The organism is Acinetobacter stercoris (assembly GCF_900323515.1).
Lineage (GTDB): Bacteria > Pseudomonadota > Gammaproteobacteria > Pseudomonadales > Moraxellaceae > Acinetobacter > Acinetobacter stercoris.
In genome coordinates, this window is the sequence record NZ_OOGT01000068.1 from 1 (window position 1) to 17,882 (window position 17,882).

The 17,882-nt window shown below is 37.2% G+C and carries 17 protein-coding genes; 8 read left to right on the forward strand and 9 right to left on the reverse strand.

The window, feature by feature from the left end; translation table 11 throughout:
* The first annotated feature begins 223 nt into the window (after positions 1–223).
* Positions 224–1,324, forward strand: a complete 1,101-nt coding sequence (locus tag KPC_RS08985; RefSeq protein ID WP_407641984.1) for an OmpW/AlkL family protein — start codon at positions 224–226, stop codon at positions 1,322–1,324.
* 168 nt (positions 1,325–1,492) lie between these two features.
* Entirely contained in the window at positions 1,493–2,707 is a 1,215-nt protein-coding gene (locus tag KPC_RS08990) for an MFS transporter (protein WP_121974040.1), read from the forward strand.
* 153 nt (positions 2,708–2,860) lie between these two features.
* On the opposite strand, the gene KPC_RS08995 is transcribed toward KPC_RS08990, so the two are convergent.
* Positions 2,861–3,799, reverse strand: coding sequence for a LysR substrate-binding domain-containing protein (locus KPC_RS08995; RefSeq protein WP_121974041.1), 939 nt, complete (start codon positions 3,797–3,799; stop codon positions 2,861–2,863).
* A 102-nt stretch (positions 3,800–3,901) separates the two neighbouring features.
* On the opposite strand from KPC_RS08995, the gene KPC_RS09000 reads away from it, so the two are divergent.
* A complete protein-coding gene (locus KPC_RS09000) occupies positions 3,902–4,768 on the forward strand; it encodes a pirin family protein (RefSeq protein WP_121974042.1) in 867 nt (288 codons plus the stop codon).
* Between the two features lie 94 nt (positions 4,769–4,862).
* On the opposite strand, the gene KPC_RS09005 is transcribed toward KPC_RS09000, so the two are convergent.
* Both KPC_RS09005 and sthA read right to left on the reverse strand, forming a co-directional pair.
* Positions 4,863–5,255 carry a DUF4440 domain-containing protein gene (locus KPC_RS09005; protein WP_121974043.1) on the reverse strand — a complete coding sequence of 131 codons (393 nt, stop codon included), beginning with the start codon at positions 5,253–5,255 and terminating at the stop codon, positions 4,863–4,865.
* Between the two features lie 142 nt (positions 5,256–5,397).
* On the reverse strand, positions 5,398–6,813 hold the full coding sequence (gene sthA, locus KPC_RS09010) for a Si-specific NAD(P)(+) transhydrogenase (protein ID WP_121974044.1): 1,416 nt from the start codon (positions 6,811–6,813) through the stop codon (positions 5,398–5,400).
* Positions 6,814–7,040: 227 nt separating this feature from the next.
* Between sthA and lipA the strand changes: the two genes are divergently transcribed.
* A complete protein-coding gene (lipA, locus tag KPC_RS09015; RefSeq protein ID WP_121974045.1) occupies positions 7,041–8,054 on the forward strand; it encodes a lipoyl synthase in 1,014 nt (337 codons plus the stop codon).
* A 154-nt stretch (positions 8,055–8,208) separates the two neighbouring features.
* A complete protein-coding gene (locus KPC_RS09020; RefSeq protein WP_121974046.1) occupies positions 8,209–9,207 on the forward strand; it encodes a glycosyl transferase family protein in 999 nt (332 codons plus the stop codon).
* 337 nt (positions 9,208–9,544) lie between these two features.
* Here the strand turns inward: KPC_RS09020 and KPC_RS09025 are convergent, their stop codons facing one another.
* Together KPC_RS09025 and KPC_RS09030 are read right to left on the reverse strand one after the other, a co-directional pair.
* Positions 9,545–9,817, reverse strand: a complete 273-nt coding sequence (locus KPC_RS09025; protein WP_121974047.1) for a YeaC family protein — start codon at positions 9,815–9,817, stop codon at positions 9,545–9,547.
* Between the two features lie 2 nt (positions 9,818–9,819).
* On the reverse strand, positions 9,820–10,725 hold the full coding sequence (locus KPC_RS09030; RefSeq protein WP_121974048.1) for an NAD(+) kinase: 906 nt from the start codon (positions 10,723–10,725) through the stop codon (positions 9,820–9,822).
* Between the two features lie 188 nt (positions 10,726–10,913).
* On the opposite strand from KPC_RS09030, the gene mrcB reads away from it, so the two are divergent.
* Positions 10,914–13,307, forward strand: coding sequence for a penicillin-binding protein 1B (mrcB, locus tag KPC_RS09035; RefSeq protein WP_121974049.1), 2,394 nt, complete (start codon positions 10,914–10,916; stop codon positions 13,305–13,307).
* 21 nt (positions 13,308–13,328) lie between these two features.
* Positions 13,329–13,886, forward strand: coding sequence for a tetratricopeptide repeat protein (locus KPC_RS09040; RefSeq protein WP_121974050.1), 558 nt, complete (start codon positions 13,329–13,331; stop codon positions 13,884–13,886).
* 28 nt (positions 13,887–13,914) lie between these two features.
* Here the strand turns inward: KPC_RS09040 and KPC_RS09045 are convergent, their stop codons facing one another.
* A complete protein-coding gene (locus KPC_RS09045; RefSeq protein ID WP_121974051.1) occupies positions 13,915–14,811 on the reverse strand; it encodes an NUDIX domain-containing protein in 897 nt (298 codons plus the stop codon).
* A 209-nt stretch (positions 14,812–15,020) separates the two neighbouring features.
* Here KPC_RS09045 and hemP point away from each other — a divergent pair, with 209 nt between their 5' ends.
* Complete coding sequence (gene hemP, locus KPC_RS09050; protein ID WP_121974052.1) at positions 15,021–15,191, forward strand: hemin uptake protein HemP; 171 nt, start codon at positions 15,021–15,023, stop codon at positions 15,189–15,191.
* Between the two features lie 140 nt (positions 15,192–15,331).
* Here the strand turns inward: hemP and KPC_RS09055 are convergent, their stop codons facing one another.
* From KPC_RS09055 to KPC_RS09065, 3 genes are all read right to left on the reverse strand, one after another.
* Positions 15,332–16,660: a sensor histidine kinase gene (locus KPC_RS09055; RefSeq protein ID WP_121974053.1), complete on the reverse strand. Its 1,329-nt coding sequence runs from the start codon at positions 16,658–16,660 to the stop codon at positions 15,332–15,334.
* 5 nt (positions 16,661–16,665) lie between these two features.
* Complete coding sequence (locus KPC_RS09060) at positions 16,666–17,331, reverse strand: response regulator transcription factor (RefSeq protein ID WP_121974054.1); 666 nt, start codon at positions 17,329–17,331, stop codon at positions 16,666–16,668.
* 182 nt (positions 17,332–17,513) lie between these two features.
* Positions 17,514–17,882: hypothetical protein (locus KPC_RS09065; RefSeq protein WP_213065888.1), on the reverse strand; the 369-nt coding region annotated here is incomplete at its 5' end.

Genomic DNA, 17,882 nt, shown 5'->3' on the forward strand with positions numbered 1-17,882 from the left:
ATTTTAATTACACCAATCATAAAAAATCGTTCTTTACTATGTAACATAATGGTAATCTCTCTCCATTATTTTTTCATTTTTTTACTTAATGGTTGCATTTATATAGAAAATATCACAAAGTTTAAAAAAAAGCGTCTTTAAAGACTACATTCTTTTCAAAATAAATTATCAATACTGACAGCTTATAAAAATCATCAACAAATGTCGGACATGGAGTCCTTTTATTATGAAAAATGTAGTCTTTTATCTTGCTACCTCTACCACTTTATTGGGTCTGTCAGGGGCTGCTATGGCAGATTCTCCTTATTTTAGTTTTAAAGATGGTGATGGTTTTAAACGTTTTTCAGTTTCTATGGGTGCTTTGTATGTAAAACCTACAGGTAATGCTCAACCAATTCATGCAAGCACTTCTGTAGCCAAAGGTGAATCAGCAAAAGTTGGAGATATCTCTATTGACGAAGTAAAAAATAATCTTGACCCAAATATGGATCCCAATCTATCAACTTGGTTCGTGGATTTTCTAGATAAAATTGGTCAAAACACTTTACCAGGAGCCTTGAGTGGTAGCGCCAATATCTATGGAATTGATGAATGGAATAATCCAAATACTGGACTTGAAGCAGATGATGTTACAACACTAGGAATAATGACGAATTACTTCTTTACAGATAATGTTTCATTGGAAATAAAGGCAGGAATTCCTCCCAAAGTTGACCTCATTGGTAAAGGAAAGATTTATGCACCACTTTCAGCAAGTGCACACCCCTCAATAGATTTACCCATCATAGGTGATGTTAATTTACCGAGCATCGACTTAAAAAAACAGATTTTAATTACTGATTTGGCTGCTCATGGAAATGCAGCAGAAGCAAGAGCTTGGACACCAGCCTTTGAATTACAGTATCATTTTGGCAAAACTGGTGTAAATAAGTTCAGACCGTATATTGGTTTAGGCATGATGTATGCCTATTTTAATGAACTTAAAATTAATCCAGCAATTGAAAAAGATTTAATAGATGCTGGTCATATGATTGTTAACATTAAAAATGGTCAAGCTGGAGCAGCTTTAGACGGTAAACCAAGTAGTGGTAATCCTAGAGTAAAAGTTAAAGCATCTGATGCAATTGCACCTGTAGCTACAGCTGGTTTTACTTATGACTTCAATGATCGATGGTTTGCAGTAGGTTCTGTCTCGTATGCTCATTTAAAGACTGACACGACTATTACTGTGAATGATGACAAATACGGTCAATTGATTAGTGCCAAATCTGATATTGAAATTAACCCAATTCTAGGTTACGCAGGTGTAGGCTATAGATTTTAAAATAAACACTACTCTAAAACGGTCTGTACAGACCGTTTTTAAATTTATAATCCATTTTTTAAATTCATTATTTATAAATATATTTTATCAATCATTCAAAATATATTTTATCGCACTCTAAATCAGATTTACTTACAATACAATAATGAGCCTATCAATGGATTGATTATGTCTGAGAGCAAGTTTTCAAAATCTTTAATTATTATGCTCATTGGTAGCGCTTTTATTCTGGCGTTATCTCTTGGTGTAAGACATGGTTTTGGCTTATATCTCGTTCCAATGAGCCATGAATTTGGATGGTCACATCAGGTATTTAGCCTGGCAATTGCGATGCAAAATCTGCTTTGGGGAGCTGTTCAGCCATTTACTGGAGCATTGGCAGATAAATATGGCAGTAAAAAAGTCGTGGCGGTTGGCGGCATTCTCTATACCCTTGGCTTGCTCCTTATGGCGATCAGCTCAACCTCCTGGTTACTTGATCTGAGTCTGGGATTAATTATAGGACTGGCATTATCCGCAACATCTTTTTCCGTACTGCTATCTGCCGTAGGTCGTGCAGCCCCCCCTAGTAAACGTAGTATGGCAATGGGTATCGCAAGCGCTGCCGGATCATTTGGACAATTTATAATGTTGCCCACTACACTCTTATTATTACAACATATTGGGTGGTCAGCAGCACTTGTTGTCAGTGCAATTTTAATTGCACTGATCATACCACTGGCTCTCACACTTAATGCGCCAGTTTACACTCCGCCAAATGCGATCAAAAATATTAATAACCCTGAACTCAGCTTCAAACAGATCCTGACAATCGCTAAAAATCACAAACCTTTTTTATGGCTTGCCTTAGGCTTTTTAGTCTGTGGTTTTCAGGTAGTATTTTTAGGTATTCATTTGCCTGGATACTTAATTGATCATGGTTTTGATGCATCAACAGGCACAATATTTCTTGCACTGGTTGGCTTGTTCAATATTGTAGGGACGTATGCAGCTGGCTGGCTAGGTGACAAATATTCAAAACCACATCTTTTGATGGGATTATACGGCATTCGCGGAATTGCTATTATTGCCTTTTTAATGCTGCCTTTAAGTATATGGACTGTCTATGGCTTTGGTATCATCATGGGGTTATTATGGCTATCGACAGTACCATTAACCAATGGCATCGTAGCCAATATGTTTGGTGTTAAGTATTTGACTATGCTCAGTGGTATCGTATTTTTCACTCATCAGGTTGGTTCTTTTTTCGGTGGATGGTTAGGTGGCCTTAACCACGATATGACTGGGAACTACAACCTGATCTGGGGATGTTCAATACTGCTAAGTCTTTTTGGTGTGATCGTACATCACTTTGTCAATGAGGAGCCAATCGTACATGACTAATTCATTTTCATGGCTGAAAACACTCATTATCATTGCCATTATTTTATTGATTGGTTTAGCCATAATATTATGGCTAAACACACCCTACCTGTTCGATTATTTTAATATGGCTTTTTGTCCACATTAAATTATTGGATGCCAAATATTTGACATCTATTCAGGACACGGATAAGGAGTTTGACCATCATTGATATCAAGTTGTTTAAACTGTTCAACCAGATATTCCAGCAATGAACGGACTGCAGGCAGCATCCCCAGTCGAGATGTGTAAGCAATATAAATTACACCCCTAGGTAAATGCCAATCCGGTAACACTTCTATCAACTTGCCATTTTTCAATTCTTCTCGCACATAAACCTTAGGCAAAGATGCTATACCTATCCCTCGCATCACTCCTGCTTTCATGGCAGAAAAATTATCAGTTTTTAATCTGGGATGAAACTCAATCTCATGAAAAATATTTTCTTCATTCTTTTTTTGCAACTGCCAAACTTGTTTTGGTCCCTGAAAACCAATACTTGGTAAGCTACTCAAATCATCCAGTGTTTCAGGTGATTTATATTGCTTAAATAATTCCGGGATAGCAACGAAAACATGCTCCCAGGCATCTAGCTCTCTCATAATCAGATCACTATCTTCTAATGGAGTGTTTCTAACCCGAATGGCAAGATCTACCCCTTCCTCAATCAAATCTACACGTCTATTTGTTGCAAGAAGATGAACCTGTACATCACGATATTTCTGCATAAATTGAGTAATAAAATCACTGACAGGCATCTGAACCAGTGCTACTGGACAAGATATTTTAATCAGGCCCGAAGGCTCATTGTTAACTGTACTTTGAATAAAGTTTTCAGCATTTTCAACATCATTTAAAATTTTTAAGCAATATTCATAAAATTGCTGTCCAATATCTGTCACTGCAAATTTTCGTGTATTTCTCTGAATTAAACGGACTCCTAAACGAGTTTCCAAGTCTGATATTCTTCTGGACAATTTAGATTTGGTCACACCTAAATTTTCACTTGCTTTGGTAAAACCTTTATATTTCACAACTTGAACAAAAAAATAGTAGTCGTTTAGATTCTGCATAATTGTTCCATTAATAGGATTAACTGTTGTTTTTTCCGTTCTGTAATTACGTATTTATACCTCAATAATAACAACCAAGTGAAATATATTAAGGTAAATACAATGAAAACGATTGAAAAAGTATACACCAGTAACCGTAGTACTTGGGTAGGTGATGGTTTTCCAACCAACTCAATGTTACCTATGGAACAAATCAGTAATGCGACCAGCCCATTAATTGTCATGGGTTACACTGAAAGACGTGAGTTCACCCCGACTCATCATCAACGTGGTGTAGGTATGCACCCTCACCGCGGTTTTGAAACTGTTACTATCGTCTACGATGGTGAGCTTGAACATCATGACTCTAAAGGTAATCAAGGTACAATTGGTAAAAATGAAGTGCAATGGATGACTGCTGGTAGCGGTATCCTGCACGAAGAGCATCATTCTAAAGCTTTTGCCGAGTCAGGTGGTCATTTAGACATGATTCAGCTATGGGTGAACTTGCCCAGTCATGCAAAAATGACCGAACCACGTTATCAGGAATTAACTGAAAATAATATTCCAGAAGTTTCATTTGAAGATGGAAAAGGTCTGGTTCGTGTAATTGCTGGAACGTACAAACAGGGTCATCGACTTGTGAAAGGTCCAGCACAGACATTTAGCCCTATTCAAATGCTAGACGTCCGTTTAAATCAGGGAGCTCATGAATCTTTTGAGTTCAACCCTGAATGGAACAACATTGTATTTGTACTGAGTGGTAAGGTTAAAATTGATGGTCAGGAATTTGAACATCTACAAACAGTTTATTTGACTCATGAAGTCAGTCAATTAAGCATTGAATGTACTGAAGATGCAAAACTCCTAATCGTCAGTGGTGAACCAATTAATGAACCAATCGTTGCTCATGGTCCATTTGTAATGAACACTGAGGCTGAAATCGTACAAGCTTTTGAAGATTTCCGTGCAGGAAAATTTGCAGCATAAAGACTAAAAAATAGAAAAGCCTATCATCAAGATGGGCTTTTCTCATATAGAACCAGATCAAAAAAATCTTACTATGGATTCTTGATAAACCCGATTATTGAAGAAAAGTTTCCTGTAGATAACGCCACAACATTTTTCCGTCTCTTTCCTCAATTAAAGCACAAGAACGGCGCACCAAAACACCAGACTCCTTGGTATGCTTTTCAGTATAGGTCAATACAATAGAAGCGTCGCTTTGGATCAGTATTTCTTCATCATAAATTTCAATTTTGATATCAGGCATTTTGCCCTGATTGTTAGCAAATAAACCTTTGACCTGTTCAAATGATATGCGCTTACCTGCCGCACCAACCATTTCAAAATCATCAGTAAAATAACTATTTAAAGCAATCAGATCCTGTTCATTCCCTGTTCCATTGAACACTTTTTCAATAAGCACATGCATCGTATGAATACTTTGAATAGCTAATTCGGTATTTAACGCCATAACAGTTCCTTTTAGCGATAAGATAAATTAATACTTCGAGTATAAACACAAAATTAATGGAATATTCAATATAAAAGTAAATATTTTTTTATTTTCCATTAAAAAGCCCATCATCAAGATGGGCTTTTATTTTCATATAAATTTAGAACAAACGATTCATACCATTCAATGTCGCGACACGATACGCTTCAGCCATCGTTGGATAGTTAAATGTCGTTTCGACAAAGTATTTAATTGTATTGTTCGGGCTTTTCATTACCGCCTGACCAATATGAATAATTTCTGCTGCATTATTACCAAAGCAATGAATACCCAGAATTTCCAATGTATCACGATGGAATAGGATTTTTAGCTCACCCACAGTATCTCCCGTAATTTGCGCACGTGCTAAATGACGGAATGAAGACTGACCAATTTCATAAGGAATTTTTTCCTCAGTCAATTGTTGTTCATTTTTACCAATTGATGAAATCTCTGGGATGGTATAAATCCCTGTAGGAATATCCACTACAGGTTGAACCCCTTCTTCACCACTCATATTTGCACCAGCACAGCGACCTTGGTCATATGCAGCTGAAGCCAATGATGGCCAACCTATTACGTCACCTGCAGCATAAATATTTTCAACTTCAGTCTGATACTTATCATTTACAGCAAGTTGACCACGGCTGTTTGGAGTAATACCGACATTCTCAAGACCTAAACCATCAGTATTCCCTGAACGTCCGTTACACCACAAAATCGCATCAGCTTTAATTTTCTTACCACTTTGCAAATAAAGTACAACGTGGTCATCAAATGTTTCCAGATGATCAATTTGTTCATTGTGACGAATCAAAACGCCCTGTTCACGCAAGTGGTAAGACAAGGCATCCGCAATCTCATCATCAAGGTAACTTAAAAGTTTGTGCTGAGTGTTAATCAAATCAACTTTATGATCCAGTCCAATGAAGATAGAAGCATATTCGCAACCAATCACACCCGCGCCATAAATAATGATTTTATGGATTGAATAATCAAGATCCAGAATCTTGTCTGAATCAAATACACGCGGATGGTTAAAATCCAGGCCTTGCGGGTGGTATGGGCGACTACCTGTAGCAATGACGAGCTGTTTAAATACAATCGTTTCTTTAAGACCATCTACACCAAAAATGATTACTGTATTTTTATCTTGAATATAGGCACGTCCATGAAACACATCTATGCTATTACGATCATAAAAACGTGAATGAGTATCAACTTGTTGCTGAATAACTTTATGAGCGTTTCGTAAAACCTGTTTCATAGTGAACTGCTTCCAGTCCCCTACTTTTTTAAACATTGGATCGCGCTGATAACGGATAATACTTGAAACTGTCTGACGTAAAGCTTTACTTGGAATCGTACCAACATGTGTACAATTACCACCTAGCTGCTCACGTACATCTACAATTGCAACACGCTTACCAGATTTAGCAAGCTTCATAGCCGCGCCTTCGCCAGCTGGACCCGAACCGAGCACTACTGCATCGTATTTAACGAAATTCCCACTAACGACTTCTTTTTTACGTGGCATAAAAGCTCCTTATCCTCAATTCTGTTTATATCTTGCTATATATTATGACCTAAACTAGGTGGTTTTGGTGTATTTAGCTAGCATATATTCAGTGATAACGACATTTAGTAAATGAATATTGATTTTACCCTATCATTTTCCAATTCCGCTATAATGGATAGCGAAAGTTTTGACCATTCCAAGAATTCTCATCTTTCTTTTTTCTCCTTAACAGTGGAAAGTTATATATGTCCGAAAACCGTAAACCTGAACAGGGTGTCAAACTTCGCGGTGCCGAAAAAGTAGCTCGTATTCCTGTAAAAGTTGTTCCTACGGTTGAAGTACCACGAAAGCCTGATTGGATTCGTGTAAAAATGACAGCGCCTGAAGAAGTTCAGAGAATTAAAACGACTCTTCGTGCACAAAAACTACATACCGTTTGTGAAGAGGCAGCTTGTCCTAACCTACCAGAATGTTTTGGTGGTGGTACGGCAACCTTTATGATTATGGGTGACATTTGTACTCGCCGTTGTCCTTTCTGTGATGTCGCTCATGGTCGTCCTAATGCTCTTGACCCAGATGAACCACGTCACATGGCTGAAACGATTTCAAATCTAAAGTTGAAATATGCTGTGATTACATCTGTCGATCGCGATGACTTACGTGATGGTGGTGCACAGCATTTTGTAGACTGTATCAAAGAAGCTCGTAGTTTAAGTCCAAATACTTTATTGGAAATTTTAGTTCCAGATTTCCGTGGTCGTATGGACATCGCGCTTCGCATCATGACTGAATGTCCGCCAGATGTGTTTAACCACAACATTGAAACAGTGCCTCGCTTATACAAAGCAATGCGTCCAGGTTCAGATTATCAGCACTCTTTAAATCTGCTTAAAATGTTTAAAGAATACTGCCCAGATGTTCCAACCAAATGCGGTTTGATGGTGGGTATTGGTGAAACTGAAGAAGAAGTTATTGCGCTACTCAATGACTTAAAAGCACATGATGTTGATTATGTGACTATTGGTCAATACTTACAGCCATCTAAACAACATGCGCCAATCGATCGTTTTGTCTCTCCTGAAGAGTTTGAGCGTTATGCTGAACATGGCCGCAAATTAGGTTTTAGAAATATCTGGTCTGCACCTATGGTTCGTTCAAGCTATTTTGCAGATCGCCAGTATTATGGTGAACCAGTTCCAGAAGTACGCCGTAAAGTTGATCCTGCTAAAAAAATTGCAGTACAAACAATCGAAGCTTAAGTGATAAACTGCCCAAAGAAATTTTAACTGCTTTGGTAATTCAATAGCATAATCAAAGGAGGTCTACGTGCCTCCTTTTTTCAATTTAAAAGTTCACTTACATATATTTTATGGCATAGTGTCCATGCATTAAAAATTACTTTCAAGTTTACCTATGAACACAAAACGTAACCTCTATAAAGATTTTGAACATCCATTTGCACAATATGTCCGGATTATTGGTAAAGGTAAAAATGGCGCCCGTTCATTGAGTTATGAGGAAGCATATCAAGCTTTTAGCATGATTTTAAAAAATGAGGTTTTGGATGTTCAATTGGGAGCTTTTTTAATGCTTTTACGTGTTAAAGAAGAATCTGTTGATGAACTGACTGGCTTTGTTCAAGCCACTAAAGATCAACTCAATTTTGAACCTTTAGCTGTTGATTTAGACTGGTCATCATATGCAGGCAAACGTAAGCATTACCCCTGGTTTTTACTTGCTGCATTAACACTGGCAAAGAATGGCTACAATATCGTCATGCATGGAGCATCTGGACATACAATTAACCGTATCTATACTGAGCAAGTCCTAGATTATCTGGGTTTTCCAATATGTATGAACCAGTCGGAAATCAGGACACAACTACAAGAAAAACATTTTGCTTATCTTCCATTAGATGTAATTTCTCCTGTTTTAGGTGATCTGATTAATTTACGGAATGTAATGGGACTACGCTCTCCTGTACATACTCTGGCGCGTCTGATTAATCCATTTAATGCAAAAGCAACACTGCAAGCTATTTTTCACCCTGCTTATCGTACCTCTCATCAACATGCAGCTTTTAAATTAGGCTATCAAAATAGCGCCGTCATCAAAGGAGAAGGTGGTGAGTTTGAACGCAATCCAGATGCTAAAACATTAATCTGTGGCATCAAAAATGGTGAGCTCTATGAATATGAACTAGCTAAACTCACAGATAATCGAAGCCCTACTGAAAACGAACTTGATCTCAACATTTTTAAAGCAGTATGGGAAGGTCAACAACAACATGAATATGGTGAATTAGCTGTCATTGAAACGATGGGAATCGCACTTTATACAATGGGAATTCATGATAGTTATGATCAGGCCATGCAAGATGCGAATCGCCTTTGGCAACAACGTTTAGATTAAACCAGGGTCTGTTGACATTTCAAAGCAGTTGCGACGATGAGTATTTTTTGATGATATTAGGCGTTGCTTGAGAAATTTAGTGATCTAAATGATGAGAAACACTGTTTCGGAACCAACAACGACATAGCGACAAAAAATACTCCCGTCCTAGAGGGTTACAGCTAAAGTCATTTCAGATTTCGTTACGAAATCTGAAAATGGTCTCACCATTATCTTCATTGCGTGCCTCATCTGATCAATTTTAGCTTGTAACGCAATCTATTTATGAAATGTCAACAGACCTACTTATTACCCAAAATATAAACGCCATTCAAATTGAATGGCGTTTATTTATAAATTATATGAAGCGAATTGGCTTAAATTCTGGTTCATGTAGATGATGATCATCTTCACACACTTCACCTTCTTGCTTTTTACCTTTATCAATATAACCTGTTCTTTCGGTTTCAGATAAATTTTGATGTTCCCATGCAATCACTGCCTGCATACAGGTTTCTCGCTGTTCTTGAGTCAGAGCAACACCATTTGGCCATTTTCCAATTTCAACAGCCGTTTTTAAACGAGCAACTATATCCGCATCGAGTACGGCAAGCATTTGTTCTATATTCATGGTCAATCCTGCTGCTGTAATGAGTCAAAATCTTGATTCCAACCTAGTTTAGTACGACATGCCATATAAAAGTCGTAACCAGGTGGATGTAATAGGGTTAATTTAAATGGATGTTTACGAATATGCAAACTATCACCAACATTTAATGAAACACTATGCTGTCCATCAGCACTCACCATTGGTAAAACACGATTCTCTTTAATATTAATCTTGATCTCGCTTTGCCCACCAACAACAATCGGACGTGATGATAGCGTATGTGGATGCATCGGTACCAATGCAATTGCATCCATACTTGGATGTAAAATAGGTCCTCCACCAGACAAGGCATAAGCTGTTGATCCTGTTGGTGTAGATACAATCAACCCATCACTATGTTGACGATAGACATATTGACCATCAATGTTTAATTCAAAATCAATCATATGTACTGATTTCCCTGAATGAAGTACAACATCATTCAAGGCAATTGCATCGTATACAATCTCATTATTGGTTCGTATTTCCATCTCAAGCAGAAAACGACGATCTAGTTGAAATTCACCTTTGAGTACCTGATCCAGTTTAAAAATAACATCTGTCGGTTTGATGTCAGTCAGGAAACCTAGACGTCCCCGGTTAATTCCAATAACGGGAGTATTATATTTTACCAAGACACGAGCAGCATGTAAAAGCGAACCATCTCCACCGACAACAATCACCAGATCTACAACTTCACCAAGTAAATGCCGGCTAACTGTTTGTGTATTGGTATAAGGTACGAGTTCAGCTGTTTCTACATCAAAAACAGGATGCAACCCTAAACTCAATAAATGATCATGAATCAAGCATAACGTTTCTACTACAGAAGATTTATCTGGTCGGCCGATTAGCCCAATATTCCGAAATGATTTGGCTGAAATTTGCACCTAGAATACAGCTCCATGATGATTCTCTGAATATCATAGCACTAACAGCATTGATTTAAAAAAACATTCGAAAGACAAAACATATCACATTTGTATCTGTATTTTTATTTTATTCACAGTTTAATCATTGCAAATTGATGAAAAGCTTCGCATGATTAGCGAAACGTTTTTGGTTTTATTATTGATTTATGAAGGTTCAACGTGGCATCGGCTTTGTTGCATTAATTTTCTCCATTTTGGTGATTGCAGCATTTTTGGCTTTTAGTATTTATTTAATTCGCTTAGATAATATTATCCGAGATAAATTTGAAGGAAATCGTTGGGATATTCCAGCGAAAGTATTTGCTCGCCCTTTGGAAATTTATGCAAATGCTCCAGTTACAGCAGCAGACTTTCAGCAAGAATTGTCAATGCTCGGATATAAAAAAGCAGAAAGCTATGATAAATCAGGAAGCTATGTGTTAAGTGGCACATCAATGTATGTGCATACTCGTGGCTTTGATTATGGTGATAGTGTCGATCCTGAACAAGTGATACAGGTGTCTTTTTCTGGCGACCAGGTTAGTGACGTTAAAGCGACCAAACCAAATAATACAGGCATCGTCCGTTTAGAGCCGCTCCTGATTGGGGGGATATATCCTCAACATAATGAAGATCGGGTTCTGATTAAGCTGAATAAAGTTCCAAAAACGTTAATTGAAGCTTTAATTTCTACCGAAGACCGCAACTTTTATCATCATCACGGTATTTCATTTCGTGGTACGGCTCGTGCATTGGTTAGCAATGTCACTGGTGGTAAACGTCAAGGGGGTTCAACTCTCACACAACAGTTGGTTAAAAACTTTTATTTAACCCCTGAAAAAACATTAAAGCGTAAAGTCAATGAAGCACTCATGTCTTTATTACTTGAACTCCACTATAGCAAAGATGAAATCCTGGAAGCTTACTTAAACGAAGTGAATCTGGGACAAAATGGTAACTATTCTGTGAATGGTTATGGTCTGGCTTCACAATTTTACTTTGGTTTGCCACTACGTGAGCTAAACATTGCACAGCAAGCTTATCTCGTCGGACTGGTTCAAGGCCCAACACTGTATAACCCATGGCGTAATCCTGAAGGTGCACTTAACCGCCGAAATGTTGTTTTACACAATATGCTGGTGATGGGATATTTGACACAGGATCAATACGAAAAAGAATCCGCACGACCATTAGGTGTAATTTCCAAACCTTCTTTAGGCATATCCCGCTTCCCTGACTTTCTGGATATTGTCCGCAGACAGCTCAAAACAGAATATCAAGAATCTGATTTAACCAATCAGGGCTTAAGAATTTTCACAACACTTGATCCAATTGAACAGACCAAAGTTCAAAATGCGTTTAGGGCATCAGTATCAAGATTAGCGGGATCAGCCCGATTAAAAGATTTACAAGGTGCTGTCCTCGTCAGTCGTCCTGAGAATGGTGAACTCGAAGCAGTCGTGGGCTCAACTCAGGATTTTACTGGCTTTAACCGTGCCATAGACGCAAAACGTCAGGTTGGTTCATTACTCAAACCTGTGATCTATATGAGTGCAATCGAATCTGGTCGTTATAACTGGGCAACTAAAGTTGATGATAGTCCAATCACTATTCCAGTAGATGGTAAATCCTGGACACCTAAAAATTATAGTGGTGGTGGACATGGTGTTGTCCCGATGGTACAAGCTTTAGCAAACTCATATAACCTTGCTGCGGTTCGAACTGGTCAGGAGTTTGGTGTAGCTTCGTTTGCCAATAACTTAAAAAAATTTGGTGTGAATTCCAATATTCCAAGCTACCCTTCTATCTTCCTTGGAGCTGTCGATATGTCTCCAATGGAAGTGATGAGTATTTATGGCAACTTTGCAACAGGTGGTTTTAAATATCCAACTAAAAGTATTCGTTCTGTTGTTGATTCAAATGGTCGTATTCTTGAACGCTTTGGCTTAAATGTTCAACAAACCATAGACCCATCTGTTGCATATATTTTAAATTATGGCTTACAACAGGTCATGAACTACGGTACAGGGAAATCGGCTTATAGTGCAATGCCTTATGAACTGAAACTTGCAGGTAAATCAGGTACAACCAATGACACACGTGACTCCTGGTTCGCGGGTTATTCAGGTAACCATGTCGCGGTTGTTTGGTTAGGTCTGGATAATAATAAAGTGACAGGACTAACTGGTTCATCTGGTGCTTTACCAGTCTGGACAAATGTTATGAAACAATTAAAACAAAAACCGGTCAATTTACGCCAACCAGATTCAGTACAATGGCAATGGATTGATGTTCCTAGTGGACAGTTGTCTGCCCAAGGTTGTGCTGATGCAATGTATATTCCTTTACTCAGCAATAACATTCCAAATCAGGCAACAGCTTGTGGTATGCCTCACTACCAAGTTGAACCTGGCTATGATCCAAATGCAGACAATGCTGCATCACAACCTTATGCTGATGACAATTCAGATGGTTACATTCGTGAAAGCGAAAATAATATGGATCAAGAACTATCTAATCGCCCAAATAGGGTTATTTCTAGTGGAAGCTACAATAATTAAGTTTAAAGGTTAAAAAGGTCTATGAATTTTAAGAAAGGATTATTTTTACTTGGTTTCGTAACTTTGGTCGGGTGTCAAAACACACCTGATCAACGTAGCCCGGCAACAAGTAAGCCTATAGAGAAAAATCAGCCCAATGGCGTTCCCACTCCAGATGGTGTAAAAATCATTCCATATGATCGACCTGAAATCATCACAAAACCGGCACCAACTATCATTGTGCCTAAACAGGAGGTAAAACAGAAATTTGAAGATGGAACAACATTACCAGCTTATAAAAATATAATAAAACAAGCCAATCAAGCACTGAAAAGCGGGCAATGGGATAATGCCGAAAAGTATGCCTTACATGCTCAAAGACTTGCACCACAAGCCTCTGAACCATTTTTATATTTGGCACTGATTGCAAATCATAAAAATCAATTTCAAAATGCCGAATCTCTAGCAAAGCGTGGTTTGAGCTATGCCCAAACCAAAGCAATGAAACGAGAACTCTGGAAAGTCATTTTAAAATCAGCTCAATCCCAGAAAAATAATAACCTGATCAATGAAGCGCAAACACAACTTAAATCACTTTAAAGTAGCTTAAAATTTTGTAGAATCAAGCTTAAAAATTACGGATACCAGCAACTCCATAAGCATGATGTTGCTGGGCAATTCCCAAATCGTCAGGTTTTAAACCACCTAATGCAAAAACAGGTAAACTACATTGTTTTGCCAGATCGTTAAATTGATCCCAGCCTAGCGGCTCAACGCCTTGATGCGTTTCTGTATTTTGCACAGGGCTTAATAACACAGCATCAAAACCTAGTTGCTCCGCACGCTGCAAAGATACAGCATCATGGCAAGCTGCAATCGTTCTGATTGCAACAGGTAAGTCCCCTTTTTGCAATGCAAATAGCTGAGACTGTTTATAATGAACTGCTGCAACTTTTTTTTGCAAAGATATATCCAGGGTTTTCCAGATGTCCACGTTTAAAATTAAACGGTTTAGTTGTATATTTTCTAAATCGGCTAAAAACATATTGCCTTGTTCATGATCAGCACGCCAGTACAATAATGAATCAGCTTGCAATCGATCTAACTCTGACAATTGTTCTGAAATTTTAATAAAATGTGCCCAATATAAACGTTGAATTATACCTTGATTCGCCTTGGGAAAATTGAGTTCCAATAACTTTTCACGACTATACCAATTCCAGGGTTGCTGGATATCTTTTACATACTTTGTAGGAACCTGAGCATGAAATATATGTAAATGTACTTCAATATCATCATATTCATGACGAACAACATCAAAAATATTCCAGTCTTGTATCCCAACCCCTACTTCTTCAAAAATTTCACGGCGACATGCCTGTTCAGGTGTCTCTCCCTGATCCACTTTTCCGCCAGGAAATTCATATTTGTTTCCCTGATGCTGGGTCGCGTTGCGCCACCCCACCAGAACTTTAGATTGATGAAATAACAATGCAATTGCGACGTGAATTAAAGGTTTTGACATATTTCAACGCTTTTAAAATAATCTAAAAATGCAATGACTTTAACGCATTACACCCCTCACAACCTAGCTGCAATCCAGCGCTTGGTTGGGTTTAGTTTAAGCAAAATAAACTTTTTTTTAAATGACTATAAAATAACGTTGACAGGTCTATTCGATAATGATTATCATTTATAACAATTGATCAGTATCCCACACACGGAGCAATAACAATGAACGCACCTTTTAACTTATTTACTCGTAACAACGATACAGCCCACGCTTTACCAATGCTTCACTCCAATAACCTTTTTGCATTAGGGCGTGAAATCCGGATTATGCATGCAGGAGAAGAATATCGCCTGCGCTTAACTCGCAATAACCGCCTCATTCTCACCAAATAACAATAATAATAAGTTGTTATAACAAAAAAGGTGGGAACAAGTAGTACGAATCAGCGCGTACTACTTTTAGGCAAAAAGCAATAAAATGTTCATTCATATTTTTGAATGTACAAACAATTTTAAAGCTTTACACCCATAAATTATATTTTTTTAAAATTGAGTTGTACTTTAAGAGTATTACATTCAGTCAGCGAAAATTGAATATCATCTTGATGCAACTCAATAATTTTTTTACATATAGACAGCCCTAAACCTGAACCTTGTGTTTTTGTACCAAGTACGCGGAAAAAGCGATCACCTAGCTTCGCAAGGTTTTCATGTGTCATACCTTTTGCGTCATTCTCTATAGTCAAAATAATATTGTGATCATTTTCAAATAATCTAACTGTAATAACACCATAATCTGGCGCATATCTGACAGCATTATCCATCAAATTACGAATACAGATAAAAATCAGTTCTTTATTAGCAAAAATTTCATGCATTTCTGCTTGAAAATTTATAGAGATGTTTTTGAGTTTTATCATTAACTCTAACGATTGGATAGCATTCTTTAGTAAATCCAGCAAATCAACACTGTTCTTGGGAAGTTCATCCCCTTTTTGCGGATCCAGGCGGGCAAGTAGCAAAAGATTTTCTAAAACCTGGGTTCCTCTCGATATATCCTGCTCGATTTTGTAAAGATCTTTTTTTAACTCTGGATCATCTTGATATTTACGTTGAATAAGTTGTAAACGCATTTTTATTGCTGACAAAGGAGAGCGTAATTCATGTGAAGCATCAGATGTAAATCGCTGTTCTGCCAATAATGACTGCTCTAATCTCATCAATAATTGATTTAGCTGTATAACAATGGGTTGAAGTTCTTTTAATTCGGGCTGAAACTGTTGCACAGGCGATAGATCATCTGCATTTTTCTCAGAAATATCACGAGATAATTTGTGTATAGATTCAAATTGCCTTTTTATTGCAAAATGTACCACCAACCACTGAATCAACCATAATAAAATCAGTGCTCCAGCATATCCCCATAAACTGTGTAGTATTTCTTTAAACCTGATCTTGAGTGGCTGAATCACAACTGCGGTCATTTGGGAGTCAGAATCAAAAACGGTGTAAGTACGCCATAGCTCATGCCCATCCCACATAAAATTATATGATTCATGTGCTAGAGGTACAACTTTATCGAAATGATAATCTGTCGATTGAGTCAATATTTTATCTTTAAATTTCAGTTGATACTGAATTTCAAACTCATCAATCAATTCATCTATCTGTTGACCTGAAATGGTTGTCAAATCAGAAATGAGCAACATGTCAGATATTTCTTCCATGATTTCATCGTGTAAATTCATGGTCTGATAAACAGTAATACCGATCAATAAAAACAGTGCAATAATTCCAGCCAGAACTGAACTTATTACAGAAGTCTTGACCAGTCTATCTTGCAATGAAATAACTTTATGCATATAGCTTAATCAGCCTGATTCATTTTATATCCAAGACCACGTATCGTTTTGATCATTTGACTGCCGATTTTTTTCCTGATTTGATAAATAAATACTTCAATGGCATTACTTTCAATCTCTTCACCCCATGCATAAAGTGACTCTTCCAATTGTTCACGTGTCACTATACTTTCTGGTTTTTGCATAAGCTTATGTAATATCTGAAACTCTTTTGCAGTCAGACTGATCGCTTTCTGATCCAGTAAAACATTTTTTGCCTGCGGATCTAACTGCAAATTTGCAAATTGGAGAACCTGACTAGCAGTAGAGCTTTGATTTTGACGAATTTGACTACGTATTCTCGCAGACAACTCTTCAAGACTAAAAGGTTTTACCAGATAGTCATTTGCTCCTAAATCAAGCCCCATAACACGATCCTGAATAGCATCTTTGGCTGTAATAAAAATAACAGGTACATGCATATGTTTTTGCTTCAACTTAACCAGAATTTCATCACCCGTTGCTTGAGGCAGACCACGATCCAGTAAGACACAATCATAATGATGCTGTTCTATGGCATAAATCGCATAATCTCCCCGCTCAACCCAATCAACATTGTAGCCATCCATTTCTAACCAGCTCTTGATACTTTCAGCCTGAGACGCATCATCTTCTGCCAGTAAAATTCTCATACCACTAGCCCCTAAAGCTGTAACGATTTATTCCATCCTAACACCGAAAAATTCCTCTCCACCAACATTTAAATAAAGAAGACCACATAATTTTTCATGTGGTCTACTACAACACAACTCAATGAATAAAATCCTTACTAACTCAAAAAGTTAAGTTGTAGATTTTTATAAAAACCAAAACTTTAAAAAAATAATGCTAAATTACCATCTAAATAACAATATTTCCAAAGCATCAAAACACCCAAAATAAAAATGATAGAATAAATCACTTTTGAGAATGAAAAATTTTCCATTTGTCCAAAAAATATTTTATAAAAACCGATCTTTTTATTTAATATGCTCAAAACCAATACAGAGGAAATATGCAAAATAACCATTACCATAAAAAAATCAGCTAAAAATTCATGGTAGTCATAATCAACCCCATAAAAAAAAGTTAAATAACCAAAAGAAACAGTCAAAGGCATAATCAAACATAATGCAATTATGCTGATTTGGATAATGACATTTACTATGAGTTTTAAATTATCCGATTTAAATATCATTATAGA